The sequence below is a fragment of the Gelidibacter sp. genome, from assembly GCF_035515035.1.
Taxonomy (GTDB): Bacteria; Bacteroidota; Bacteroidia; order Flavobacteriales; family Flavobacteriaceae; genus Gelidibacter.
On the sequence record NZ_DATJCA010000133.1, the window covers coordinates 1 to 25,991 of the forward strand.

Annotated in this window: 26 protein-coding genes, 1 tRNA gene, 1 pseudogene and 1 riboswitch; of the genes and pseudogenes, 10 read left to right on the forward strand and 18 right to left on the reverse strand. The window is 37.1% G+C overall.

Features of this window, described 5'->3' with window-relative positions; translation table 11 throughout:
- The 3 genes and pseudogenes from VLZ86_RS10945 to rplT form a co-directional block, all read left to right on the forward strand.
- Positions 1-93, forward strand: a pseudogene (locus VLZ86_RS10945) (translation initiation factor IF-3); the annotation flags it as partial.
- A 114-nt stretch (positions 94-207) separates the two neighbouring features.
- Positions 208-405: a 50S ribosomal protein L35 gene (rpmI, locus tag VLZ86_RS10950; RefSeq protein WP_129018980.1), complete on the forward strand. Its 198-nt coding sequence runs from the start codon at positions 208-210 to the stop codon at positions 403-405.
- A gap of 141 nt (positions 406-546) precedes the next feature.
- Entirely contained in the window at positions 547-894 is a 348-nt protein-coding gene (rplT, locus tag VLZ86_RS10955) for a 50S ribosomal protein L20 (protein WP_325451241.1), read from the forward strand.
- A gap of 326 nt (positions 895-1,220) precedes the next feature.
- Here rplT and VLZ86_RS10960 read toward each other — a convergent pair whose 3' ends face one another.
- The 10 genes from VLZ86_RS10960 to tgt all read right to left on the reverse strand — a co-directional run bounded on the left by VLZ86_RS10960 (position 1,221) and on the right by tgt (position 11,962).
- On the reverse strand, positions 1,221-1,766 hold the full coding sequence (locus tag VLZ86_RS10960; RefSeq protein ID WP_325451243.1) for a GNAT family N-acetyltransferase: 546 nt from the start codon (positions 1,764-1,766) through the stop codon (positions 1,221-1,223).
- A gap of 9 nt (positions 1,767-1,775) precedes the next feature.
- Positions 1,776-2,852, reverse strand: coding sequence for an adenylate/guanylate cyclase domain-containing protein (locus tag VLZ86_RS10965; RefSeq protein ID WP_325451245.1), 1,077 nt, complete (start codon positions 2,850-2,852; stop codon positions 1,776-1,778).
- 18 nt (positions 2,853-2,870) lie between these two features.
- Positions 2,871-3,140, reverse strand: coding sequence for an EF-hand domain-containing protein (locus tag VLZ86_RS10970; protein ID WP_325451247.1), 270 nt, complete (start codon positions 3,138-3,140; stop codon positions 2,871-2,873).
- 250 nt (positions 3,141-3,390) lie between these two features.
- Positions 3,391-4,575, reverse strand: a complete 1,185-nt coding sequence (locus VLZ86_RS10975; RefSeq protein WP_325451292.1) for an asparagine synthetase B — start codon at positions 4,573-4,575, stop codon at positions 3,391-3,393.
- Between the two features lie 225 nt (positions 4,576-4,800).
- Positions 4,801-5,829: an AI-2E family transporter gene (locus tag VLZ86_RS10980; protein WP_325451249.1), complete on the reverse strand. Its 1,029-nt coding sequence runs from the start codon at positions 5,827-5,829 to the stop codon at positions 4,801-4,803.
- Between the two features lie 72 nt (positions 5,830-5,901).
- Positions 5,902-7,449 carry a replicative DNA helicase gene (gene dnaB, locus VLZ86_RS10985; protein ID WP_325451251.1) on the reverse strand — a complete coding sequence of 516 codons (1,548 nt, stop codon included), beginning with the start codon at positions 7,447-7,449 and terminating at the stop codon, positions 5,902-5,904.
- A 170-nt stretch (positions 7,450-7,619) separates the two neighbouring features.
- Entirely contained in the window at positions 7,620-8,570 is a 951-nt protein-coding gene (locus VLZ86_RS10990) for an acetyl-CoA carboxylase carboxyltransferase subunit alpha (RefSeq protein ID WP_325451253.1), read from the reverse strand.
- A 138-nt stretch (positions 8,571-8,708) separates the two neighbouring features.
- On the reverse strand, positions 8,709-9,623 hold the full coding sequence (locus VLZ86_RS10995; protein ID WP_325451257.1) for a DMT family transporter: 915 nt from the start codon (positions 9,621-9,623) through the stop codon (positions 8,709-8,711).
- Complete coding sequence (locus VLZ86_RS11000; RefSeq protein WP_325451259.1) at positions 9,610-10,686, reverse strand: LptF/LptG family permease; 1,077 nt, start codon at positions 10,684-10,686, stop codon at positions 9,610-9,612. Before VLZ86_RS11000 ends, VLZ86_RS10995 begins: the two co-directional genes overlap by 14 nt.
- A gap of 145 nt (positions 10,687-10,831) precedes the next feature.
- Positions 10,832-11,962 carry a tRNA guanosine(34) transglycosylase Tgt gene (gene tgt / locus VLZ86_RS11005; RefSeq protein ID WP_325451261.1) on the reverse strand — a complete coding sequence of 377 codons (1,131 nt, stop codon included), beginning with the start codon at positions 11,960-11,962 and terminating at the stop codon, positions 10,832-10,834.
- 394 nt (positions 11,963-12,356) lie between these two features.
- On the opposite strand from tgt, the gene VLZ86_RS11010 reads away from it, so the two are divergent.
- From VLZ86_RS11010 to VLZ86_RS11020, 3 genes are all read left to right on the forward strand, one after another.
- Positions 12,357-13,202: a transketolase gene (locus VLZ86_RS11010; RefSeq protein ID WP_325451263.1), complete on the forward strand. Its 846-nt coding sequence runs from the start codon at positions 12,357-12,359 to the stop codon at positions 13,200-13,202.
- A gap of 164 nt (positions 13,203-13,366) precedes the next feature.
- On the forward strand, positions 13,367-14,323 hold the full coding sequence (locus tag VLZ86_RS11015) for a transketolase family protein (protein ID WP_325451265.1): 957 nt from the start codon (positions 13,367-13,369) through the stop codon (positions 14,321-14,323).
- 190 nt (positions 14,324-14,513) lie between these two features.
- On the forward strand, positions 14,514-15,131 hold the full coding sequence (locus tag VLZ86_RS11020; RefSeq protein WP_325451267.1) for an outer membrane beta-barrel protein: 618 nt from the start codon (positions 14,514-14,516) through the stop codon (positions 15,129-15,131).
- Positions 15,132-15,208: 77 nt separating this feature from the next.
- On the opposite strand, the gene VLZ86_RS11025 is transcribed toward VLZ86_RS11020, so the two are convergent.
- Positions 15,209-16,273: an FKBP-type peptidyl-prolyl cis-trans isomerase gene (locus VLZ86_RS11025; protein ID WP_325451269.1), complete on the reverse strand. Its 1,065-nt coding sequence runs from the start codon at positions 16,271-16,273 to the stop codon at positions 15,209-15,211.
- Positions 16,274-16,428: 155 nt separating this feature from the next.
- On the opposite strand from VLZ86_RS11025, the gene VLZ86_RS11030 reads away from it, so the two are divergent.
- The gene (locus VLZ86_RS11030; RefSeq protein WP_325451272.1) at positions 16,429-16,806 is read left to right on the forward strand and encodes an RNA-binding S4 domain-containing protein; all 378 of its coding nucleotides are present in this window, start codon (positions 16,429-16,431) and stop codon (positions 16,804-16,806) included.
- Between the two features lie 39 nt (positions 16,807-16,845).
- Positions 16,846-17,349: a phosphoribosyltransferase family protein gene (locus VLZ86_RS11035; protein WP_325451274.1), complete on the forward strand. Its 504-nt coding sequence runs from the start codon at positions 16,846-16,848 to the stop codon at positions 17,347-17,349.
- On the opposite strand, the gene VLZ86_RS11040 is transcribed toward VLZ86_RS11035, so the two are convergent.
- Positions 17,341-17,859 carry a shikimate kinase gene (locus tag VLZ86_RS11040; protein ID WP_325451276.1) on the reverse strand — a complete coding sequence of 173 codons (519 nt, stop codon included), beginning with the start codon at positions 17,857-17,859 and terminating at the stop codon, positions 17,341-17,343. The two genes, VLZ86_RS11035 and VLZ86_RS11040, sit on opposite strands and share 9 nt — an antisense overlap.
- Before the next feature lie 125 nt (positions 17,860-17,984).
- Between VLZ86_RS11040 and VLZ86_RS11045 the strand changes: the two genes are divergently transcribed.
- Positions 17,985-18,057 (forward strand) — tRNA-Lys (locus tag VLZ86_RS11045).
- An 807-nt stretch (positions 18,058-18,864) separates the two neighbouring features.
- Here VLZ86_RS11045 and VLZ86_RS11050 read toward each other — a convergent pair.
- The 6 genes from VLZ86_RS11050 to VLZ86_RS11075 form a co-directional block, all read right to left on the reverse strand.
- Positions 18,865-19,152: a Trm112 family protein gene (locus VLZ86_RS11050; protein WP_325451278.1), complete on the reverse strand. Its 288-nt coding sequence runs from the start codon at positions 19,150-19,152 to the stop codon at positions 18,865-18,867.
- The gene (locus tag VLZ86_RS11055; protein ID WP_325451280.1) at positions 19,149-19,793 is read right to left on the reverse strand and encodes a thiamine phosphate synthase; all 645 of its coding nucleotides are present in this window, start codon (positions 19,791-19,793) and stop codon (positions 19,149-19,151) included. Before VLZ86_RS11055 ends, VLZ86_RS11050 begins: the two co-directional genes overlap by 4 nt.
- Positions 19,790-20,842: an AIR synthase family protein gene (locus VLZ86_RS11060; protein ID WP_325451282.1), complete on the reverse strand. Its 1,053-nt coding sequence runs from the start codon at positions 20,840-20,842 to the stop codon at positions 19,790-19,792. Before VLZ86_RS11060 ends, VLZ86_RS11055 begins: the two co-directional genes overlap by 4 nt.
- On the reverse strand, positions 20,839-21,561 hold the full coding sequence (locus tag VLZ86_RS11065; protein WP_325451284.1) for a class I SAM-dependent methyltransferase: 723 nt from the start codon (positions 21,559-21,561) through the stop codon (positions 20,839-20,841). The genes VLZ86_RS11060 and VLZ86_RS11065 overlap by 4 nt, the downstream gene beginning before the upstream one ends.
- A gap of 67 nt (positions 21,562-21,628) precedes the next feature.
- Positions 21,629-21,725: riboswitch (TPP riboswitch) on the reverse strand.
- 305 nt (positions 21,726-22,030) lie between these two features.
- Positions 22,031-22,969 (reverse strand): TerC/Alx family metal homeostasis membrane protein, encoded by a 939-nt coding sequence (locus VLZ86_RS11070; protein WP_325451286.1) that lies wholly within the window; start codon positions 22,967-22,969, stop codon positions 22,031-22,033.
- 7 nt (positions 22,970-22,976) lie between these two features.
- Entirely contained in the window at positions 22,977-23,675 is a 699-nt protein-coding gene (locus VLZ86_RS11075) for a VTT domain-containing protein (protein WP_325451288.1), read from the reverse strand.
- A gap of 903 nt (positions 23,676-24,578) precedes the next feature.
- On the opposite strand from VLZ86_RS11075, the gene VLZ86_RS11080 reads away from it, so the two are divergent.
- A complete protein-coding gene (locus VLZ86_RS11080; RefSeq protein WP_325451290.1) occupies positions 24,579-25,529 on the forward strand; it encodes a hypothetical protein in 951 nt (316 codons plus the stop codon).
- Positions 25,530-25,991 lie beyond the last annotated feature (462 nt).

Here is a 25,991-nt window from a genome sequence, read left to right on the forward strand (position 1 = left end):
GCCCAAGACCTTGAAGAGTATGGTAAGGTTGAACAAATGCCAAGACTTGAAGGAAAGCGTATGACGATGTTCATCGCACCTAAAAAGAAATAATTTCGACAGGTTCAGTTTCCAAACTTAGCCATCGGAATAAAATGAGTAAACATCACACCTGTGATAAGGTGTATGAAGATAATAAGCGAAAAGTAAATTAAAATTTAGGAGAAAATGCCGAAAATGAAAACAGTATCTAGTGCTAAGAAACGTTTTAAAGTAACGGGCACTGGGAAGATTAAAAGAAAGCACGCTTTTAAGAGTCATATCTTGACAAAAAAATCTAAAAAGCGTAAGAAAGCCTTGACCAAATGGACGTTAGTTCACGAGGCCGACATGAATAATGTTAAAATCATGTTACGTTTAAAGTAACATCATTTTAATTGGTTAAAACAAATTTATAAACCCTGGAGTTAGGCTCAAACGATTAACGAGTGCAGATTAATGATTTGCAAAGTTAATAGGACAAAGTGTCAGTATAATAGACCGCCTACTACAAAAAACAATTAAGAAATGCCAAGATCAGTAAATTCAGTAGCAAAAAGAGCCAGAAGAAAAAAGGTTCTTAAACAAGCAAAAGGATACTTTGGAAGACGTAAAAACGTTTGGACAGTAGCCAAAAATGCGGTTGACAAAGCGATGTTATATTCGTACAGAGACCGTAGGGTAAAGAAAAGAAATTTCCGCTCATTATGGATTACGCGTATTAACGCAGCAGCCAGAATTCACGGAATGTCTTATTCAAAATTCATGGGAGGAATCAAAGCTAACAACATCGAATTGAACCGTAAGGTCCTTGCCGATTTAGCAATGAACCATCCAGATGCTTTTGAAGCCATTGCCAAAAAAATAAAAAAATAGGCGTTTCGCCAAAATAACAAACACTATTCGCTTATAAAAAATCCGATTCTTAATTGAATCGGATTTTTTTTTGACACGGGGCAAAACTGTATGGTTATTTCTAAAGGGATATTTGTAACCCTCCAGTAGTTATGACATGTTTCTTAACGGCCAATGATAGCGTTATCCTGTGATACTATAAGGCACTACTTATACGCGTGTGTTATACGCTTTAATGCCTGCAGAAGAAAGCCCTATCAAATAAAACCAAAGTGATTCAACATTCTCCCACGTAAACCTACTGCACCTCTCTTTCCGGTTTAAAGTGAAAGAAAAAGCTTGCGGAGCTATCGTAGCCAGTTCTTCTTTTCAATGCTATATCGCCTAACCCTACACTGACGTTCTTCATTATAAAACTCCTTCACAGGTGTCATGAATTTCTTTAAGATTCTTACCGACCCAATATTTTCCGTGTTGACGTCGGCTGCGACCTTTTGAGCATTTAACGTGTCAAAATAATAATCTATCATTCCTCGTGCAATTTCTGATCCGTATCCCTTTCCCCAATAATTAAATCTAAAACGATAGCCTAACTCTTTATCCTTTTCATCATTGGTTAAAAACAAACAGAGTCCAATCATCTCAGGATTGCCTTTTTCAAAGATTCCACAAGTATATTTTTCGCGATGTAAATCCTGCCATTCCAAATTCAAATTCTCATGGAATTTATCTAAAACCTGAGCTTCAGAAAGTCTTGATTGGGGAATTGGGTCAATAATTTTAGGATCAGAAAGCAATTCAATAAAGTGGTTTTTGTCTTTACTTTCAAGACTCCTAACCACTAATTTTTCAGTTTCGAACATTTCCATTAGTCTTGATTGGCTTTCTTGCACAACTTAAAGCTATCTTTTATGAATAGCATAAATTTTGAGTTCCTCTGTTTTACCTTCCAATAATTCATCTCCCAAAGAAATGGCTTCGTATTTATTGTCCAGATTGAGCTTCTGAAATAAATCATCAGAAATGAGCAAGGATTCATTGTACTCGTTACATTTCTCCTGAATACGAGAGGTAGAATTGATGACATCACCATGATAAGCCAATTCCTTTTTTACGGTGCCAACTTCAGCAATAATAATTTTACCCGTGTGCAAACCTGCTTTGAACTCGGGTTGAACCCCGTACTTACTCTGATAATATTTGGAATGTCTCTTTAATTTTCTTTCAAAATCAAAGAACAGATTAATACAGTTAAGACCTCTGATTCCTCGCTTGGGTGTCCAACTCAATACCGCTTCATCCCCAACATATTGGTAAATTTCAGCATCGTATTTATTGATAATCTTATTCAAATAAAAGAAGCAATCCTGGATGAGTTGGCTATATTTTAAATGCCCGAGTTCTTCAGCATGTGTTGTAGACGATTTTAAATCCAAAAACATGAATATCCTGTCCACTTCACGCGGATTCTTATATCTGCCAATGAGCATTTTAAACATGATCCCCTTTCCAAACTTATCATTGGCCAATCGAATAAACGAAAATAACAATGAACAAATAATGAAATAAGCGGTGACCATCCAAAACAATTTATTGGAAATCCACCATCCTCTATGATTTGGAAAATCGACATTAAGATAATCTTCAGCCAAATACGCCATAAAACTCAGCGAAAAAATCAGAAAGATTAAGTAAATAATCGATTTTACAAGCAGAATCAAACCCAGGTTTAAAGTTTTGGATAGGAATTTATCGAAAATATATTCTACAATGGTATAGACAATGGCCACCATAACGCCCAAAACAACCCCAAATAAAAGATATTCTGACAGGGGGTAAACCTTACTGGTTTGTAGTGCATTTACTTGCTCCTGCTCTCTTCCTAAATAGCGAATGAGGATAAAAAAGCAAAATGCAAACGACCAATATAATACCGAAGAAAAGAATAGTCTAAAAAATTGTTTAATGTAGTATAGCATTCATGTAAATGTTAGCGCTTATTCTTTAATTTCATCAATGGCCGCCTTAAACTCTTTCCAATCGACCAATCCATCGCCGTCCTTGTCGTAGCCATCAATAAGTTTGGTGGTCACCAAACCTCTTATCAATCCGCTGATTTCTGCCTTTTTTAAAAGCTCGGCGATTTCTTTCTTAGATAACCTGCCGTCTTTATCATTATCAAAAAACGCAAAAGCTTCTTCTGGTGTTTTGAAACTGTTGGAGATTAGAATTTGAATCTTATTCAGAATAGTTTCTTTAGTGGACATAATATGAGATTTTATTTCAATCTAAAAATAAGAAATATTACGGTTCTTTAAGCGCTCATTTGACAGCAAAAGGCGCTGTACATGTGATCGTTTATTAGAGCATTATCGAAAGAAGTTTCCTTAATCAAAAAATCCTCGTGGTAAACCTGCACCAATTTATCATTGGTTTCATATTGGAGTTCCGCTGTAAAATATAAAAAACTACAACATTAGATCCCAACTTTCGCAAAAATTTAAGCGTCATTTGCTATTAGGTCTTCTGTTTTTTCTTTTTAGCCGCAGGAAATAAGACATTATTTAAGATCAATCGGTATCCTGGAGAGGTTGGATGCAGTTCCAATTCGGTTTTAGGATCGCCAACTTTATGCGTGTAATCTTCAGGATCATGGCCTCCATAAAAGGTGAAAAAGCCTTTTCCTTTAATCCCATGGATGTATTTGGCTTCTCCGTTGGTTTTGTTTTCACCCATAATTAACACGTTTGATTTAATTTCCTCTCTCGTATAGGAGGTTGTTTGACCCATAAAACCTTTGACCAAAGCAGTGTGGTTTTGACATAACATGGTAGGAATAGGATCCCATTTGGCTGAAAAATCCATTAAGGTGAAATAGTCCGTCAACATAGGAATTTGACGCTTGGAAGTCATATCAATGGACGAAAACTCGTAGATATTAGGATTTCTTTCCAAAATAAAATCCTTGAACGCGAAGGTTTTACTGTAATCAATCTTACTTTGATAGTTAGGTTCACTGGCGTCACCATCAAACATGGGTTCACAGATATCCACACCTTCTGCAGACAATGCAATATCAAAACTATCGGTAGCGCTGCACATAGCAAACATAAATCCGCCACCAACCACATAATCACGAATTTTTAAGGCTACCGCCAATTTTTGCTCCGAAACCTTGGTGTATCCCAATTTGGCGGCCAGTGCTTCTGCTTGTTTTTTTTCTTCAATATACCAGGCTGCAGATTTATAGGTTCTATAAAACTTGCCATACTGTCCTGTAAAATCTTCGTGGTGGAGGTGCAACCAATCGTAAAGCAAAAGGCCATCATCCAATACTTCTTCGTCGTAAATGGTTTCATAAGGGATTTCGGCATAAGTCAAAACCAAAGTAACGGCATCATCCCAAGGTGGGTTGCTTTTGGGGGAGTAAACAGCTATTTTTGGTGCTTTTTCAAGAACAACCGACTCCATATTCTGCGAAGGGCTACTGATAAATGCTAAAATTTCTTCGGTCTTGGCATCTGAAATAACCTCAAAAGAAATCCCTCTTATTTGACATTCCCTTTGAATCTCTGCCACATCTGGCAATAAAAAGGAGCCTCCTCTATAATTGAGCAACCATTTTACCTTTAATTGCTTTTCGAGTGCCCAATAGGTCATTCCGTAAGCTTTTAAGTGGTTTTTCTGTCCTTCAGCATCCATAGGTATAAGAATGTAAGACGCGAAAGATGGCACGCTTGCAAGAACAAAAAATAAAATAAGTACTGCTTTTTTCAAAATAACTTGGGGTTATAAAAGAATGTGATGACTATTGATTACTAAGGACGTATTGCACTTCTATGAAATGGAAGTCCATTGATCATTGGAAAGATAAACAAAAATTAAGCGTCCCTAAAATGCTTTAAGAAAATATTGGATAATTGAGTTTTAATAATCTTGATTCTTGCCAGAAAGCAGACTGGCTATGATTTTCGTATTTGGGAATTGCTCAAGAATAATTTTTAAGAAAACGGTAATTGGAATGGACATAATCATCCCTGCAATTCCCCAGATATAACCCCAAAACATGAGCATCACCAGAACAGCTATAATATTGATGGAAAAGGATTTCCCCATAAAAATAGGTTCTAAAATTGATCCAAAAAGAATCTGAACCAAAGAGATAGCCAAAATAAAGAAGAACAATGTGCTGGTAGGGTCCAATTCAACAAAGGCAAAAATAGACAAACTGATTACGGCAATAAACGAGCCGATCATTTGCACAAAATTGATCACAAAGGCAAAAAGGCCCCAGAAAATGGGAAAGCTCACATCAAAATACAAGCAGGCAAGACCTGTAAAGATGCCCGTTCCCAAACTCACCAAAAATTTCACTTTGATGAACGTGATCAAATCATTTTCGATTTTAAGAAAGGTTTTGATCGAAGTGTGTTTTCGTTTCAACAAAGTGACGTGTAATAACTTTTGGATATTGATGGATTCTGCCAACCAAAGCACCGTAAAAAATGCCGTTGTTAAAGCCATACTGATGAAACTGCCCAAGAAGCCAACCACAGATCCAATGTTTTTAGTCTCTGCCAATTGGGCCATAATGCTTCCATTTTTACCTAATTCAACACCAAAAAATGATTCCAATGAATCTTTTAAACCTCTTAGTTTTACTTCTGCTTCCTTAAAAAAAGTGCTATCAGCTGACATAATCTGCTTACTGGATAAATGGATCAATTCCGCGGTAATTGCCAGGCCCATTAAAATAAGAAGAACAACAATTATAATACTGAGAAATTTTGGAACGCCCTTTTTACCCAACCAACGCATGACCGGTAAAAATAAGAGTGCTATAAACATGGAAAAAACCAATGGAATGAAGATAAACGAAAGAATCTTCAACAAATAAAAAACAAGTGGCACAACAATTACCAGCAATAATAAATTTGTTGTACGTCTTTTCTCCATGGCTTTTTTCTAATTATCGATCTGCAAAGATAATCTTAAACCGCTAAGGTAATTAAAGAAAAACTTAAGATTTTAAAATGGAACATCATTGTCGTCGTCGTCATCCATTGAAGGCGGATCAAAAGCATCGGATGCCGACGGAAAATTACTGGATTTAAACGAGTTATCATTGGCAGCCGCATTCATTTTGGAGTGAAATTCGCCAAAAGGTGTATCAAAATCATCAAGATTATCAAACTTACCAAGATGTCCAATAAATTTCAATCGGATATTTTCCAAGCCACCGTTTCTGTGTTTGGCGACAATAAATTCGGCCTGCCCTTCTGTTGGAGAGCGTTCTTCATCGTCCCACTCGTCAATTTTGTAATATTCTGGCCTGTAGATAAACGATACAATATCCGCATCCTGCTCAATCGCTCCAGATTCACGTAAATCTGATAGCAACGGCCTTTTACTTCCACCACGGGTTTCAACCGCACGCGAGAGTTGGGACAACGCAATTACTGGAAGGCTTAATTCCTTTGCCAAGGCTTTGAGGTTACGGGAAATTGTCGATATTTCCTGCTCCCTGTTTCCTCCCTTCTGGCTTCCCCCAGCAGTCATCAACTGCAAATAATCAATAATGATCATCTTAATACCATATTGGGAAGCCAAACGTCGGGCCTTTGCGCGTAAGTCGAAAATAGATAGTGAAGGGGTGTCATCAATAAATAAAGGTGCTTTCTCTAACGCCTTTACTTTGACGTTTAATTGCTCCCATTCGTGTTTCTCAAGTTTTCCAGTTCTTAACTTCTCTGAAGACAGGCCTGTTTCACTAGAAATCAAACGTGTGATCAATTGTACTGAAGCCATCTCCAGAGAGAAAAAGGCTACGGGGATATTATGTTCAACCGCAATGTTTCGAGCCATAGACAAGGTCAAGGCTGTTTTACCCATCCCAGGACGTGCCGCCACAATGATCAAATCACTTTCTTGCCATCCCGAAGTGAGTTTATCCAACTTATCAAAGCCTGACGGAATCCCGCTCAAACCTTCCTTATTGGATATATCCTCAATTTTCTTTTTCGCTTGAATCACCAAACTTTGGGCAGTTTCCGTAGATTTCTTGATATTTCCTTGGGTCACTTCATAAAGTTTGGCCTCGGCTTGGTCCAAAAGATCGAAAACATCTTTGGTTTCATCGTAGGCATCTTCAATAATCTCATTAGAGATCTTGATCAAACTACGCTGAATGAACTTCTGAAGAATAATACGCGCATGAAACTCGATATGCGCCGAAGAAGACACGCGTTGGGTCAAAGAAATCAGGTAAAAATCGCCCCCTACCAGCTCCAGCTTTGCATCTTTTTTGAGCTGGCTGGAAACGGTTAATAAATCGACAGGTTCACTGTTTTCGAATAACTTAAAAATAGCCTCAAAGATGTGCTTATGGGCGTCTTTATAGAACGCGTCAGGACTTAAAATATCGATAACTTCATCAACACCTTTTTTGTCAATCATCATTGCCCCGAGAACAACTTCCTCTAAATCAAGAGCTTGTGGCGGAATCTTTCCTTTTTCTAAGCTAATAATTGTGCTTTTGTCCACTTTATAGCCCTGTATTTGATTTGGTTGTTTCATGAATGCGAAAATAAATAAATTGTAAGTAAAGTAGCTATTTTGGCGCTCTTCAATCTTAACAGGTCATCAACAATCTAACTGTTGATAACTCCATAATATTGTTAATAAGGCCAAAAAAAACCGAAGCCATTAACTTCAGTTTTAATTTTTGTTAATGTATTTGGGGATTGTTATTTATAAACCCCCATATCAGCATATTTATCCATACGCTTTTGTACCAATTCTTTTGGTGATAAGTTTTTAAGTTCGTCGAAAGATTTTTCGATTGCCTTTCTAACTGCTAAAAAAGCTTCTTCACGATTGGTGTGTGCGCCGCCAAGTGGTTCTTTGATAATATCATCTACCAATTTCATTTTTTTCATATCGGGAGCCGTAAGTTTTAAGGCTTCTGCAGCCTGTTCCTTATATTCCCAACTACGCCATAAAATAGACGAACAAGATTCTGGAGAGATGACCGAATACCAGGTATTTTCCATCATCAGTACACGATCTCCAACACCAATGCCCAAAGCACCGCCAGACGCGCCTTCACCAATGATCACACAGATAATCGGTACTTTTAAACGGGTCATTTCTAGAATGTTTCTTGCAATAGCCTCGCCTTGGCCGCGCTCTTCCGCTTCCAATCCTGGGTACGCACCGGGGGTGTCAATTAAAGTGACCACTGGCAATTTGAATTTTTCAGCAGATTTCATCAATCGCAAGGCTTTGCGATAGCCTTCTGGATTTGACATCCCAAAGTTACGGTATTGTCTGGTCTTGGTATTGTAACCCTTTTGCTGCCCGATAAACATATAGGACTGATTGCCAATTTTACCCAATCCGCCAATCATCGCTTTATCATCCTTCACATTTCTATCGCCATGCAACTCCAAAAAAGAATCACCGCATAAGGCTCTAATATGATCTAAAGTATAAGGTCTATTTGGATGGCGTGATAATTGAACACGTTGCCATGCCGTAAGATTTTTATAGATATCTTTCTTTGTAGCCAGGAGCTTCTTCTCAATTTGTTCACAAGTTTGGGTCACGTCAACATCACTTTCTTCACCAATCACTCGGCATTTTGACAATTGATCCTCTAGTTCTTTTATGGGAAGCTCAAATTCTAAATACTCCATAGAAATTTAAGTTTTAATTATTAGTTAGCCTACAAACCTACGTATTTTTTTCCGTTAAGATAAAACTACATTATGAAAAAATAAGTATTTATTGACCGGCCGCACAAAGGTAAGGATAATCAAAGTAACTCGTAAGTATTAATCCACTTTGTAGCCCTTTCGTTTTTTAGCCCTATGCGAGATCACATTCTTGAATACGGCATCCATCACCACTGACAGTAGGACCAAAATGGCACCGTAATAAAAATGAGGGCCCATTTTTTCTGTTTCAGGAAATAATATTAGGGCTAAAGTAATTCCATAAACAGGTTCTAAATTATACGAAAGTACCACGGTGTAGGGACTGATAAATCGCATCACTTTAACGATTCCAATAAAGGCATAAGCCGTACAAATAGAAGCCAAAACGAAAAGAAAAATCAAATCGGCAGCAGAAAGCTTGAAAAACCCCGCGTCGAATCCGCCCTTAAAAATCAGGATAAACAGCGTTAAGAATACCACCCCACTAATAAATTCATAGAAGGAGATGACCGTTGCAGAATGTGTCTTTATAAAGGTGCCATTAATTACTGCAAATAGGCTTGACAGTAAGGCGGAAACCACACCAAGAATAATTCCGTTAATATATCTTAACTCGCCATGGGTGATGAGAAACACCCCAATCACCACAATAACCCCGAACAGAATTTCGTACCATATAATGCGTCTCTTATAAAACAAGGGTTCAATAAAAGAAGCAAAAAAGGCGCCTGTAGAAAACATAGCGAGGGTGATGGAGATATTGGATTGCTTGATGGCTTCAAAGAAGGTAATCCAGTGCAACGCGATGATGATGCCTGCGCCAAAGAACTTCAGCATGGTGCGCTGATCAACCTTTATTTTTAACTTAATAAACTTGATATAAAAAAACATCAGCAAGCCGGCCATCAACATGCGATACCAAACTAATGGAATCGAGCCAATAGTAATCAACTGTCCTAAAATAGCAGTAAAGCCAGCAATAAACACTAAAAAATGAAGGTGCAGATAATTCTTGAATTTATCGTTTTGCATTATAGAGGAGAATGACAGCTAAAATACCAAAAACTACATTTGGAAGCCATGCGGCCACTAATGGCGAAAAGTCAGACTGCTCAGCCAATACTCCAAAAACCTTGTCAAAAAACACATACACCATGGCGGTTGTAATACCAAAGGCCAAGTTGACGCCCATCCCTCCCCTTCTCTTAATTGAGGAAACTGATACGGCAATTATGGTTAGAATAAATACGGCCACAGGCAAGCTCCACTTTTTATATTTTACGATCTCATACCGTCCAATATTTGAAGATCCCCTGGCTTTTTCTTTATTTATAAAATCGACCAATTCCGAATAGGGCTTTGTTTCTGCAATGTAATTGACAGGCATTAAATCTTCCAAATCAAAAGGAAGAACGGTATCAAGCCTTCGTTGCGTTTCAATGAGATCGCCTTTATCCGTTATGGTGCGCTTGAAATAGTTAAATAATTTATAGGTACTATCTGCTTCAGAGTAAACAATGGAATTAGCAAAAATCTTATATTTCATTTCGTCATTTTCAATATGCTCCAAAGTGAAATTAAAACCCGTTTTTTTAATCTTGTCAAAACTACTCACATAGATAAAATCAGTATCGTTGATCTGCCGAAAAATATTCTGCCCGGGATCCTGATGCCTTGCACTTTTCAGATATTTATAGGAGAATTCATTGAACCCCTGACTGGCAATGGGTGCCAAATAAAATCCCAAGATCATGGCAAATATGGAAATGATGGTGGCGCCAATAATATAGGGTCTTAAAAAACGGGAAAAGGAAACCCCGGAGCTTAAAAAAGCCACAATCTCAGTGTTATTGGCCAATTTGGAAGTAAACCAAATCACCGAAAGGAATAAAAATATCGGAAATAATAAATTGGCGAAATAGATGGTGAAATTGAGATAGTATAAGGCCACTTCCCAAAAAGGTACTTTATTCTCTAGGATTTTGCCAATCTTCTCAGCAAGATTGACCGTAATTCCAATAGGAATAAACAGCAACAACATCATCAAGAACGTGAGGAGATAGCGTTTTAATATGTACCAATCAAGGATTTTCAAAGTATGTTGCTATTGATTATTGTTATTATTTATTTTTTATTCCTATTATTTCTATCCTTTATCCTCTAACCTCAATTCCTAATTATCATTTAAATTCCCAAAACCACAACTTTGAACTCTGAACTCTGAACTTTAAACTCAAAACTTACAACCGTTTATCCATCTGTTTCACCATCATATCTTTCCAGGTTCTAAAATCTCCTGCTAAGATATGTTTTCTAGCTTCCCTGACCAACCACATATAAAATCCGAGGTTATGAATCGTAGCAATCTGCATGGCCAAGCGTTCATTGACCGAAAATAAATGACGTAAATACGCTTTGGAATATTCCGTATCAACATAAGTCATAGCCATCTCATCCAACGGCGAAAAGTCATCTTCCCATTTTTTGTTTTTGATATTTATGGAACCGTGAGCCGTAAAAAGCATCCCGTTTCTGGCATTACGGGTTGGCATGACACAATCAAACATATCGACACCTAACGCAATATTTTCAAGAATATTGATTGGGGTCCCTACGCCCATTAAATAGCGCGGTTTATCTTCTGGAAGGATTTCACAAACCACTTCGGTCATCGCGTACATTTCCTCTGCAGGTTCCCCTACTGACAGTCCGCCAATAGCATTCCCTACGGCACCCGTATTTGCGATATACTCGGCAGATTGTGCACGTAGATCTTTATAGGTGCTGCCTTGAACAATTGGAAAAAAGCTTTGCTCATAGCCATATTTGAAAGGGAGTTTCTCCAAATGGTTGATACATCGGTCCAACCAACGGTGGGTCATGTGCATGGACCTTTTGGCATAATTATAATCGCAGGGATAGGGTGTACATTCGTCGAATGCCATGATAATGTCGGCACCGATAACACGTTGGATTTCCATCACATTTTCTGGCGTAAACGTATGGTAACTGCCATCAATATGCGATTTAAACTTGACCCCTTCTTCTTTGATTTTCCGGTTTGCAGAGAGAGAATAGACTTGATACCCTCCCGAATCCGTTAAAATATTACGGTCCCAATTTATAAATTTATGCAAGCCCCCAGCCTGTTCCAGAATTCTTGTTTGTGGACGCAAATAAAGATGGTACGTATTGCCTAAGATGACATCTGCATTGATATCATTTTTAAGTTCTCTTTGGTGTACGCCCTTTACGGAACCTACCGTACCTACTGGCATAAAAATAGGTGTTTCAATAACACCATGGTCTGTAGTCAGTTTTCCTGCCCTCGCCTTACTTCGAGGGTCTTTTCCTTTTAATTCAAATTTCATACGTGGCAAACCTACATCTTTTTTTTAGTTCAAATTGAAAATTTCCAAATTGAAGGAAGAGGTCATTAAATTTTTAAAAATTGCAATTATTAGCCTCAGAATATTAATTGAGACATCCTATCTAGGCCCTTAAAAGTTGGGAATAGCTGGCAAAGATAAACAATGCGGCAATTAAGTTAAGGACCTCTTAAGAAAACTTTAAAAATTCTGTTAAAGAGAAACTATTTCCTTCCTAACCATTTTTCTTCAAAACCAACCCACCTCATAATCCCTTCAAAAATTAGACCTGTGATTGTTAGCAAAACAACAACATTCGTTAATAAGTGCGCGAAATTCAACTTTGATTTGGGGGTTTAAAAGGCTACTTTTGCACGGTAAAACTAACTTTTATAAAATGTCAAACACACAACAATTAGAAGATTTAACAACACAGGTACGTAGAGATATTCTCCGTATGGTACACAAGGTGAATTCTGGACATCCGGGAGGTTCTTTAGGATGCGCCGAATTTTTTGTAGCGCTGTACAAGGAGATTATGGACAGAAAGGATACTTTTGATATGGACGGTATAGGCGAAGATCTATTCTTTCTTTCAAACGGTCACATCTCTCCTGTATTTTACAGCGTATTGGCAAGAACGGGCTATTTTCCGGTAGAGGAACTCAATACATTTAGATTGATTGATTCCCGATTACAAGGCCATCCAACTACGCATGAAGGATTACCTGGTATTCGTGTGGCTTCAGGGTCTTTGGGCCAAGGCATGTCTGTGGCCATCGGTGCGGCTCAGGCGAAAAAACTGAACAACGATTCGCATTTGATCTACAGTTTGCACGGTGACGGTGAACTTCAGGAAGGCCAAAACTGGGAAGCGATCATGTATGCCGCAGGAAATAAGGTAGATAATTTAATCTCTACCATTGATCTTAACGGACAGCAGATTGACGGATCAACGGATGATGTATTGCCAATGGGCAGTGTTAAAGATAAATTTGAAGCCTTTGGATGGACGGTTGTAGAAATCAACCAAGGCAATAATATAGAAGCAATTTTAGAAGGAATGGCGGATGCCAAATCAAAAACAGGAAAAGGAAAACCTGTATGTGTCCTTTTAAAAACGGTCATGGGCAACGGTGTTGACTTTATGATGCACACCCACGCATGGCATGGAAAAGCGCCAAACGATGAGCAATTGGCTATCGGATTGGAACAGAATGCGGAGACTTTAGGGGATTATTAATTAAGTGGGGCAGTCAGCAGTCGGCAGTCGGCAGCAAATAAAATGATTGACTAGATATTGATATCACCTATAAAAATTCTTTTCGATTGTGCCCAGCACAACAGGAAGAGTTAATAAAATTCAGAGAAATAATTAAACAGATACCCACTTTCGTGGGCATTACTATGAAAACATATACAAATACAGGAAATAAAGACACACGTTCAGGATTTGGAGCGGGATTGACAGAATTGGGACAAACCAACGAAAAAGTTGTTGCACTTTGTGCCGATTTGATTGGCTCGTTAAAAATGGACGATTTTAAAAAGAACCATCCAGAGCGTTTCTTTCAAGTAGGAATTGCCGAAGCCAATATGATTGGAATGGCCGCTGGTCTTACAATTGGTGGAAAAATTCCTTTTACAGGAACTTTTGCCAACTTTTCAACCGGTCGTGTTTACGATCAAATCAGACAGAGTGTAGCTTATTCTGATAAAAACGTCAAAATTTGTGCCTCACACGCTGGGTTGACTCTTGGTGAAGACGGTGCCACCCACCAAATTTTAGAAGATATCGGATTGATGAAAATGTTACCGGGAATGACGGTCATTAATACTTGCGATTACAACCAAACAAAAGCGGCGACGATTGCCATTGCTGAGCATCAAGGTCCAGTTTATTTACGTTTTGGTCGTCCATCAGTGCCTAATTTTACGCCAGAAAATCAAAAATTTGAAATTGGAAAAGCGCTACAATTAACAGAAGGTACAGATGTAACCATCGTTGCCACTGGACATTTGGTCTGGGAAGCGCTTGAAGCAGCAAAAGCGCTAAACGAAAAAGGTATTTCGGCAGAAGTCATCAACATTCACACCATCAAACCTTTGGATGATGAAGCCATTATAAAATCGGTTAAAAAAACAGGATGTGTGGTTACGGCTGAAGAACACAATTACCTTGGAGGTTTAGGAGAAAGTGTAGCTCGTGTCTTATCATTGAACCATCCAACACCACAAGAGTTTGTGGCGACGCAAGATACTTTTGGAGAATCCGGAACGCCAGCACAGTTAATGGACAAATACGGCTTAAACAGCGCTTCTATCATTAAAGCTGCTGAAAAAGTCATCCAAAGAAAAAAATAAATGGATTGCTGATTGAGTTCACTTTTAGAGCAATAATTGCATCTCATCAACACATTAATAGCGATATTGGGCTTTCTTTATTTTAAAGAGAGCCTTTTTTTTTACGGAGAAATTAAAAACACAGACCAAAATAAAATACCTCTGGCAGCGTTTTTGATTATATCGAACATCAAACTTAAAAACGATAATTATGAAAATTTTAAAAATCTTTCAAGAACATTTCAAAAGTAAAAGTAGGAAAAACTTCTTTTTGGCAACTTTTGCCGTAGCGGCTTTTACCTTTTCCACCACGGCCCAAAATGGCGATGGCTTCGGAATTAAAGCAGGTTTAAATTATAATGGCAATGGCAAGTATTTTAAATCTATTGAGGCCAATGCAAAAAATCCGGACAAAAACGTAGGGTTTCATGTAGGTCTCTACGGAAAAATTGGAAATCGATTTTATTTTAAACCGGAAGTGGTCTATACACAAACCAAAAGTGAATATGACAAGAGCGATTTTAAAATGAAAAAAATTGATGCCCCAATGTTGCTGGGATTAAAGATTATTGGTCCGGTAAGCGTTTTTGCAGGTCCATCCTTTCAATATATCGTGGATTCCAAATTTGAAGACATTACCATTAAGGATATTGAGAATGAGTTTAGCGTTGGACTTAATTTTGGAATTGCACTTAATTTCAACGGCTTTGGTGTTGATTTAAGATATGAGAAAGGCTTAAGTGAGAACATGGCGACTTTTGGCGTTCCTGAAAGCAGGATTGACACAAGACCTGAACAACTGATCTTAGGCATATCGTTTGCTCTATAAGCACAAAAAAAGGCTATCACATTAAAAATGATAGCCTTTTTTTCTATTTAATTCGGAAGAATCAGATCTCGAATTATTTATTCCTCTAGACTGTAATCTTTTTTAATATCTTTTTGAAGATGGTCCCAAACGCCATTCCCGTCAGAATCTACAAACTTCAAGGTTTTAATGGTAATAATGCCATTAGTTTCAGTACGACTTCTTAAAAACTCGTACTCGGCAAGTGTAGGCTCCTGTTCTCCATTGTTGGTATCTACAATATAGGTCTGTCTGGTCAACTCATTTTTGGTCAATATACGGTCGCCATCATCATCGGAATCCAAAAAGTTTGCAATGCCGTCGCCGTCAGTATCGTCATTAAAGAGATTCTTATCACCATTCAAATCTTCCATATAAGAAGGGATGCCATCACCATCATGGTCATTGATTTCTGTCTGGAATAATTCGAACTTAAAATTCAAATTTGCATATGCAGGCACACTACCTTTTGGGGTAGCATAATAACCCAATCCAGAAGGTAGGAACATGACTCCAAGGCCATAGTTACTATAGGTTACGGTTCCATCACTATTTTCGACGAATCCTTCAGAAGTTTTAAATTGAGGAATAACCTCTCTCCATCCGGGAATTAGCTCCATAAGATCTAGATTTATCGGTGTCACACTGCTGTCAAAGGTGGTTCCATTTGGAAAAAATCCCTCATAATTCATTCTTACATTATCAGGAAAATTCGGATTCACTCCCCCACCTTCATTAAGTTCTAAAATATAAAACTGATATTCTACACCTTGAAATTTTGTTGTTTTCGGATTGTCAATATCAACCGCAACACTCAACATTTGATTGTTGTCAGGATCTGGCATATCCAAATAATTACCGCTGTCATCTTTTGGCAATTCCTTAATAATGATCTCAGAAATACTGTGATCTCCAGGTTCTGCAAAGGTCGCACGGTTGTAATAATGGGTTTTCAAATAATTCTGTAAAGAATCAAAATCAGCCAATTGCTGTTCAGTGCGGTCTCGTTCTGGAACTAATTCGAAAGAATTGTCATCGTCTTTTTTACAAGAAGATAATAAGGCTAAAAAACATAAAGTTGAGAAGACGTAGGTTTTTAATTTCATCAATTTAATTTTATTCATTTTTAAAAGCAAATCACAATACACTTAAAATCATTAAATTGAGCAAACAAAATGAGCTGTCAAAGAATGTTTCAATATTGCTTATTTTTGCCGGCAAGATACGATAATATAATATGTTTGCACAACAACATTAACGTAGTTTTAAAAATTTAAATATGCGAATCGATAAATTTCTTTGGTGTGTAAGATACTATAAAACACGCACCATTGCCACAGAAGCTTGCAAAAAAGGACATATCAAAATTAACGGTCAGGCGGTCAAACCCAGCCGGGAAGTTTATGCTACCGATAAGATAGAATTACGCAAAGATCAGATCAATTACCAACTCATCGTTAATGACATTCCGCCAAATCGTGTTGGTGCCAAACTTGTTGATATTTACAGAAAAGATATTACACCAAAAGAAGCTTTTGAAGCGCAAGAACTCTTAAAGTTCTCCAAAGATTACTATCGCAAAAAAGGGGTTGGCAGACCAACCAAAAAAGACCGACGCGATATTGACGATTTTTATGAGACTACCGATGACGATTAAAAAGAACACTTTATTTATCTTTGAAAAAACAAGAACCAAATGACCACATCAAAACAAACCATACTCAGCCATCAGGAGATCAACCATAAAATAAGACGCATTGCCTACCAGATTTATGAAAGTAATGTGGATGGCACTGAAGTTATTTTAGCAGGAATTGATACCAATGGCTACATCCTGGCCGAGAAACTAAAATCCAATCTCGATAAAATCTCCGATTTAAAATCGGTGTTGTGTAGAGTAACCATTGATAAAAAAAATCCCCTTACCCCTATTATTACTTCCGTTCCCGCATCAGATTACACCAACAAATCCATTGTACTTATTGACGACGTTCTCAATTCGGGGAGCACGCTCATTTATGGGGTAAAGCATTTCTTGGATGTTCCATTGAAACAATTCAAGACGGCAGTACTAGTGAATAGAAATCATAAGAAGTTTCCGGTTAAAGCAGATTTTAAGGGCATTTCCCTCTCCACATCACTACATGAGCATGTAGAGGTCGTTTTATCAGGAAAAGTCTACGAGGCCTTCTTAAAATAAGCCAGCTACAATTTCTTCGGCAATAGCTGCTATACTTTTACCGTCCGTAACCACGGTTTGCTTGCTTTGGTTATAATAGAAAGAACGCTCAAAAAGATGTTTCCCAATAAACTCGATCAATTCCTCATCCGTTTTAAGATGTGCAATCAAAGGGCGCTGTGCTTTTTCAGGAGTCAGCCTTTGGACTAAGCTCGGAATTGAACTCTTCAAATAAATACTATGCGTGTCCTCAGCATCCAAAATGGCGGCCATATTGCTACCGTAACATGGTGTTCCCCCTCCAAGTGACAAAATTATATTGTTTAGCTGAAGAACTTCCTTCAAATACAGATGTTCTTTTTTCCTGAAATAAATTTCACCTTTAGTTTCGAAAATCTGTGGAATGCTCATATTCTCCTTTTTTTGAATGTAATCATCCAAGTCTACAAATTTGAAATCGACGATTTCCGCCAATTTCCTTCCAATTGTGGATTTTCCAGACCCCATATATCCAATTAAAACAATATTCATACAACAGCTTATAAATTGATTCTTAAAAACATAGCCAACGGCTCAACAAAAAAACAAAAAATTTTTCAAAGAAAGGGTTTGATTATTAATAAAACGTTTTATATTTGCACCCTCATTGAAGAAATGACTCGATAGCTCAGTTGGTAGAGCATAACACTTTTAATGTTAGGGTCCTGGGTTCGAGCCCCAGTCGGGTCACACGGTGGAAGCACCAATACTACAAAACCTCGCTAATTTATTTTAGCGAGGTTTTTTGTTTTTCGGCCCATTCAATTGATATCCTTTTATTATCTCATTCGTTCACAAGTGGTCAATCGGTCAAAAAAGTGACTTAATTTTAATCATACAGTATTTAGTTGATTTAACTGAAGAATGAGCACCACGTAGTCACCAAACAGTTTGTGAAAGCGCGAATTTTAGGCGAAGACAAGGCTAACCATTCCATGACAGACCTTTTTAAATATCACAATGACCTCATGGCAAACAAACTTTCCAAGAAAACATCATGCCATTATAAATCCACCTTTTCGTTTTGAACTAATAAAATAGTTAACCAATAAGATGATAAGTAAGGCCAAAAAATAATAAGACATTTATTTTTAAATTGGTGGCAACAATGGTATAATGAACTTAATGTTCACTATACAGCCAATTTAAGATATATATGAAGATCTGTTATATATCTTTTATATTTTACTCTAATTCAAACGAATTCATTATTTTTCTTAAATGCTTGAATATTGAATACAACTGTTAAACTTAATTATCCCATGGACTCATGTTCATTTAACTGCACTTAACGCCTTAACCCTACCAAATTAAAAAGGGCTCTCGTTCTGGAGCGCATCCACTCGCCAATAAAGAATCCACACGAAAGGCCTTCTGTAGGGAAACAAGACTATTTCATTGACTGCACCCCAAATCTGACAAAAAGTTGTGAATACGGTCTTAGAGCCTTGCTAGCACAACTCCTTTTCTCAGATTATAAATTCATTGATAATTAGTCTAATCTATCGTCTTTAGGTTCCCTTCAATAATTTTGATGTTTTCGCCTTGTTCGGTCTCCAAAAGTTGGTTCCATTTTTCAAGCATAGGGCGTTCGCGATCAAAGTCTCTATATTCATCAGGATTCATGATGGGTATTCCAGTTACAATGGGGTAAACGCGTTGGCAAGCGGTACAAGATAGGAGGCCTTCTAAGATGTTATTCTGCTCATCTTTCGTGATGATACTCAAAGTTAAATCTGATTTATCAAAAGGGCAGCATAATTTTTTTATCGTTTCTATTCTCATTTTATTGGTTTTATATTTTTTCGGTATTTGTCTATCGCTATGGCAGGATTTTCTACATTCATAACGCCTGATATTACAGCGATACCCTGGTAATTTAATTCGTCTAATTGCTTTAAATTTTCTGGATTGATCCCGCCGGCTAAAAAAAGTGGTTTATTGAAGATTTGAGCTGCTTTTTTAACAGTTTCATGAGTGATTATTTCACAATGACCAATACTTGAAGATGGAAACATAGAGCAGAAGGAAATATAATCAATAGCGTTTTTGGCGGCCCATTCAACAGCGTCCAAATTATTTCCACAAGTAAGGCCAATGATAATTTCTTTGTTTATTGTCCTCCTAACTTCATTAAGATCACTCGGAAGCTTGTCAAAATGGACACCATCTAAATTCATTGTTTTTAGATATTTCCATTGATTGTTTATCAAGACTAACGTGTTATACTTTGCGCACAAAGAACAAATTTTTTGAATAAGTGCAGTTGGATTATGTACATTTTTGAAATTATCCCAAATCTGAACAGCAGCAATGTCTTTAGTAAGGCTTATGGCTAATTTATCCAATAACACCTGCTCTTCCATAGATGGATCAACCACTAAGTAAATGCCAGATGGAATGGATTTCTTTTTTATCTTCATCATTTCCAGTCTGATTTTATGGCGGTAAAAAAAGCATCCCAATAAGGATTTTTTTGCTGATAAATTAAATCTGATATCCTTCCGTTCTCTAACAGTTTAATACCCTCATTTTTTTTCGTAATTTCTCCAACTTCAGTACAAGGAATGTTATTTTCTTTGAATTGGCTTAGGATTTTCGGAACAGCTTCTTTTTTACAAGTCATCACCATGGCCCCGGCACCAATAGAATAGCGAGGATCAATTGAAAAGACTTCACAAACTTTAGCTTGAGTTTCCTCAATAGGAAGTTGGTCATTATTTATGAGCGCTCCGTTACCCGAAGCTATAGCCATTTCATATATGGCCCCCAAAACGCCCCCTTCAGTCACATCATGCATAGCGGTAATGCTCTTCTCGGTTTTGTCCTGTACAGCGGTTAACGCATCCTTCATAACAGAAATATCATAAAAGGAAGCGCAAGCATTTTGAAAAATCTCTATTCCGGCCTTGTTTTTAACGGTTTGTGGAAAACTTTTCGCCAAGATAGCAGTGGAGGAAATTGCACAGCTCTTAGTCACTAGTATTATATCTCCCGGTGACGCGAGTTTTGAGATGAGTAACTGATCTTTTTGTGCCATGGTAATAAAAGTTGCACCACCAACAATGGTTGAGTTTTGCCCTTCAACAAATCCGGTATGTCCACCTGTAATACTGATTCCTAGCGTCGAACAAAACTGATGGATGTAATCCCAATACACTTTAAAATCTTTTGGTGAAAAATGAGCAGGTAAATTCAATACAAACTGTCCGTACATAGGTGTAAATCCTGTGGTAGCAATATCGTTAGCGGTAAGCTGTACAGAGAGCCAAGCCGATTCTTTTAGCCCAAGTGAAGGTATAAGGGAAAGTGGATCACTTGCCATGGCCATTGCTTGACCATTGGGCAGGTCAACAACTGACACATCGACACCAAATTGGGGTCCAACGTAAACTTCCGGTCTTTCTTTTCCACATTTACCTTGAAGAAAATGCTTAAAATCAGAATGTGTTATTTTTCCTGTGTGCGCTTTCATGCTTCGTCATTAAACTTTATATACAATGCAAAGAAGTCTCCAATGGGTAAATTCCACTCTTGAACAGGAAACCATTTTGGAAGTCCGGTTGTTTTCCATTCAATATCATAATCCCTTCCTTTTAAAGCTTTATCTATAACTTTTATAAGTTTTTGAGGCGTGTAAAAAGTGGCCGTTTCATAAAACGCATTCTTGCCAAAAAATTGTTGGGTTCTACGTCTGATTAATTTAGGCGTGTTGCGGTTCATCATGCCCATTATAATGCCATGTCGGGCAACCCTTGCTGCTTCACGAATAACTTTTACGGGATCTTTATAATACTCAAACGTGGTAATAAAGGCCATGGCATCAAAAGTATGGTCTTTGAAAGGTAAATGATGGGAGTCGGCCATCACTAGGTCGCCATCAAATCGATGCAAGGCTTGAGACAGCATAAATGGAGAAATGTCACCTCCAGTAGCTTCAATTCCAATGTCTTTCCACCATCTTGTGAAACGGGTTGTGCCACAACCAAATTCGAGTAAGGTATTGACACGTTTATCTTTAGAAATAAGTTGTTCTAAAATCTTCTTCTGCCACACTTCGGCACGCTTGTATGGCCCTTCATAATAGTCTTCGTAAGTGTCGGTGTGTTTTCGATTAAAGAACCATTCGGATCTTCCTTGCCAGGTTTGTGTGTTCTCGGGAACGAGTTGCTGATTAACTTTTTCTATTTCCATTGTTATAATTCTTTTAAAAATTAAAACCGTTATTCTAACGCCAACATAGTGGTGCAATGGAAATGAAAGTATCCTAAGTGTGCATCCCTACGTTGGCATTATCCAAATCAGGTTCTTGGGTATTATCTCAGCCCTGAATAATCAGGGCACCCCATGCATTATGAAAACAAAGTTATTTAAATAACTTTGGATTACAGTCTTTATTCTTACAAATGTATATTTGTGGGAGTTTTCAATGGAATAGTTTTGTTCTCGTGGCTGTCCAATAGGTCAACGATGTACGTTACCCAATATGACTGATGCCCAATGATAATGCGCTTTGATTGATGTATTCAATACGTTGTTAAATAAGCTTTTTGATATTGCAAAACTGAGGCAAATATATCATAGGCTCCTAAAAGCATTTTAGGGAAAATTTAATGGAGAGATAGCTTGTTTTTTAGACTCGGTTCTTTGTGGGCAACTGGCCTTACTCCGATTTAAATTTAAGTGTTGACACATAAATCCCTACAGAAAGGGACACTGCGATAAACAAGAGAGAAAACCATTCGGGAATTTCAATCAAACTGGCGGTCATTAATTTAAGCGAAACGAATATAAGTATAGAAAAAACGCTGTATTTCAAATAAACGAATTTCTCTAACATATTTGAAAGAAAAAAGTAAAGTGACCTTAAGCCCAGGATCGCAAATATATTTGAGCTATAGACTATAAATGGATCTGTTGTTATAGCAAAAATTGCGGGAATACTATCTAATGCAAAAAGTAAATCGGTAAACTCTATCGTAAGCAACGCCCCAAAAAGTGCTGTAAAAACCCGTTTTCCATTTATTCTGGTAATGTATTTTCCACCATCCAATTCTTTACTGAATCGGAATAATTTCATAACACCCTTCGATTCCTGAAGATCCTTGTGTTCACTCTCTTTTTTCAACATTTTAAATGCCGTAAACAATAAGAACAACCCAAAAATAATACTCATCCCATGAATTTTCTCCAATAATATCAATCCGATGCCAATCAATATGGCACGAAATACGATGGCTCCAAGAATCCCCAGAAAAAGCAATTGGTGCTGATATTGTTTTGGGATTTTAAATGACGTAAAGATGATGGCAATAACAAAAAGATTGTCAACACTTAAGGAGAGCTCAATAAGATACCCTGTTAAATATTTAACTACTGCCTGGCTTGGTTCAAGGTTATTGACATTTGCCACGAGAGAGGTATCATAAAACCAATAAATCAACCCGGAAAACAATAAGGCATTGGTGACAAAGAAAACAGTTTGAAAAACCGCTCTCTTTATTGAAGTTTCACTGTTCTTTTTGTGCAAAATGAAAAAGTCAATCAACAACAGCGCAAGCAAAAAGGATATTAATACAATCCAAGGTGTTAGATGTTCCATGTATCAGTTAAGTGCTTTTTTTGTTAATTACACGCTGGTTTTTCTTCATGTGATTTCTAATGATTTCAATACACATAGGTAATACTGATAGCAACATAATTCCGAATATGACCTTTTCAAAATTATTTTTAACGATGGTTAGATTTCCGAAAAAGTAACCAAGTAAAACCAAGCTAAAAACCCATATAATTGCTCCAACCACATTATAGCGAACAAATTTAGCATAGGACATTTCTGCAATTCCTGCCACAAAGGGTGCAAAAGTTCTAATAACAGGTAAAAACCGAGCAATAATTATAGTTTTTGGTCCATGTCTCAAATAGAATTGATTTGTTTTGCGAATAAATTTAGGATTGACGATTGGCTTATCGATTAGTTTCCAGTTGAGTATTTTAAGACCGATAGTTTTACCAAGATAGTAATTGACACCATCTCCCAAAATTGCGGCTATAACCAAAAGCAGCAGGGTCAAAAAAAGATTTAATTCAGCCGTCTGTCCCAGATCATTCTGAATGCCTGCACAAAAAGTGCCTGCGGTAAATAATAGTATGTCTCCTGGCAAAAAGGCCATAATCACAAGCCCTGTTTCCATAAATACTATCAAGAATAGAATAACATAAATCCAAACCCCATAATCCAAAACCAATTCCAAAAGATGATGGTCAAGATTTAAAACAAATTCCAAAAAATTATTGATGATTTCCACAGTTTGAGTATTTATACGATTGGTGTTATAGTTGAAAACTAATTTTAACGATTTTAAACATTCAAAGCAGTGCTTTTTCAGTGGTATCAATCGTAACAGAGTCTTAATCCAAAAAGCCTTAAAAGATTATGGTCCTACGATAATAGATTGAACTGAATTAAGCTGCCGATGTATTGAAAATATAAATATGCCATGTTGCCCAATCAAGGTCTGCCATTTTCCAGCACGTTAATTTTCTTTCTTAAGCGTTTGTATTTTCTATTGATTTGACTTGTTTAAGGTCAACTTTCAATATGGCCGAACCTTGGTTTACTAATTTTTGTAATTAGGTTTTAGATTTTTGACTGAAATAGCAATTACGAGACTGTATTCCCAAACCGCGGGAACAAATTCAAAAGAAATAATTGGACAATCGTCTATGTAAAACAATGAAAAGGAAAGATGATTTTACTTGATGTTAATCTTAAAGGAATGTAATTGCCAATCTCCAAATAAAGGAGTTTAAAGTCGTAAGTTTCGGCAGTAGGTAGCGATACCTTGTCATTACTTGAAATGAAGGGAGTTTTAAATGTTTTAACAGACCAATTAGCCTGATGTGTTTGGAAATGTCCACCAATAATTAGGGCTTGAGGAAGAGTGCCAGTTGTGGAATTAATAATCTCTGTCTGGCTATCAATAGTTGATGGGACTCCATTAAAGTTTTGTGGAGAGCCGAAGGACAGCCATAAAAAAAGGCTGCAAATAAAACACTTAAAGCCAAGCATTTTGAGAAAATTATTAGACAAATGTAAATCTATTATGTGTTAATAAATTCATAAAAATTAATTGATAAAAATCTTTTATATAGAGCATTTTATCATATCAATTTCCCACTACATTTGTTGTGCTTTTATTTACTTTATTATGGAACTGGTCATTGGTTATTTTGGCTTTATCATTTCAGCTTACTCGGTAATCGCCAACGATGTCATTCAAACACTTGGTACATTTATCTCTTCAAATTTTAAAGTAAAATGGTGGTGGCTTTGGCTTTTTGCCATTAGCATTCTATCTGTAACACTCTGTTATGGTTGGTATATCAATGATGGTGATGTGTCTTATGGCAGATTATCAAATATACCCCTACCAGAAACATTAGAATGGTGGTATCTTCTAGCACCCATTGCCCTATTGGCCATTACTCGATACGGAATCCCTGTGAGTACGACATTTATGATTTTAAGCATTTTTTCGTCGGGAATGATTATAGAAAAAATGATTTTAAAATCGGTCTATGGTTATGCAATTTCGTTTGTTTTTGCCATTTTGGTCTATGTGGTCATCTCAAGAAAATTTGAATCTAATTTTTCCCTGGATAAATTGGACAAACAGAAAAAGAGGCATTATTGGCTTATGGCCCAATGGTTTTCTACTGGTTTTTTGTGGTCTCAATGGCTGATTCAGGATTTTGCAAATATCTTTGTTTTTCTTCCAAGAAAACTTAACCTCGAGCAACTCTTAAAATCCTTGACCTGCATCCTTCTCATCATGGCATATATTTTCCGAAAACGAGGCGGTAAAATTCAGGAAATTGTCAATCAGAAATCCAATACCAAGAATATTCGTTCTGCCACGATTATCGACCTCATCTATGGTGTTTTTCTATTTGTTTTTGGTAACCTCAACTCGATTCCAATGAGCACTACTTGGGTGTTTATTGGAATTTTAGCGGGAAGGGAATTAGCGATAACATATCTATTGAATAAAAAGAAAATAAAATACACTTACATCATCATTGCCAAAGATTTTGGAAAAGTAAATATCGGACTTGCGGTGAGTTTAGTCATTGCATTTTTGATCCAGTATTTAAAATAAATACCCTGTTTTAAAAATTAGGGAGCGTTAGGCTTTTCGACAATTTATCTTTTGAAGTTCGTTTTTGTTTAGCTGTGTGAAGATTTTCCTAGTAGGTGTACTAACAATCAATTAGGCCTTATATGTCCTTGCCTCCGTTTAAATTATTGTGACCTATGGACATTTATTAGCTGAACCTATTTTGGACTTATCTCACGTAACGTATCGTACCACCCTGCTAATTGCTCCTATCCCCTACTAACTTTCGTGGCTTACTTTTGGAGGAAAGGCACCTCAACTCCTAAAGGTGCGCGCACACCAATACATCCATGGATTTTATGATAATAGGTACCATTATCATAGTAGAATTGACTTTAAAATTGTCCTTAAAAGTAGTTCAATAGAGCCGTACACGTAACCTCAATTATATCCGAATGATATCTGTGGGCGTTTCCACAAAAATAGTCTTGTTGCCCCGCAAGG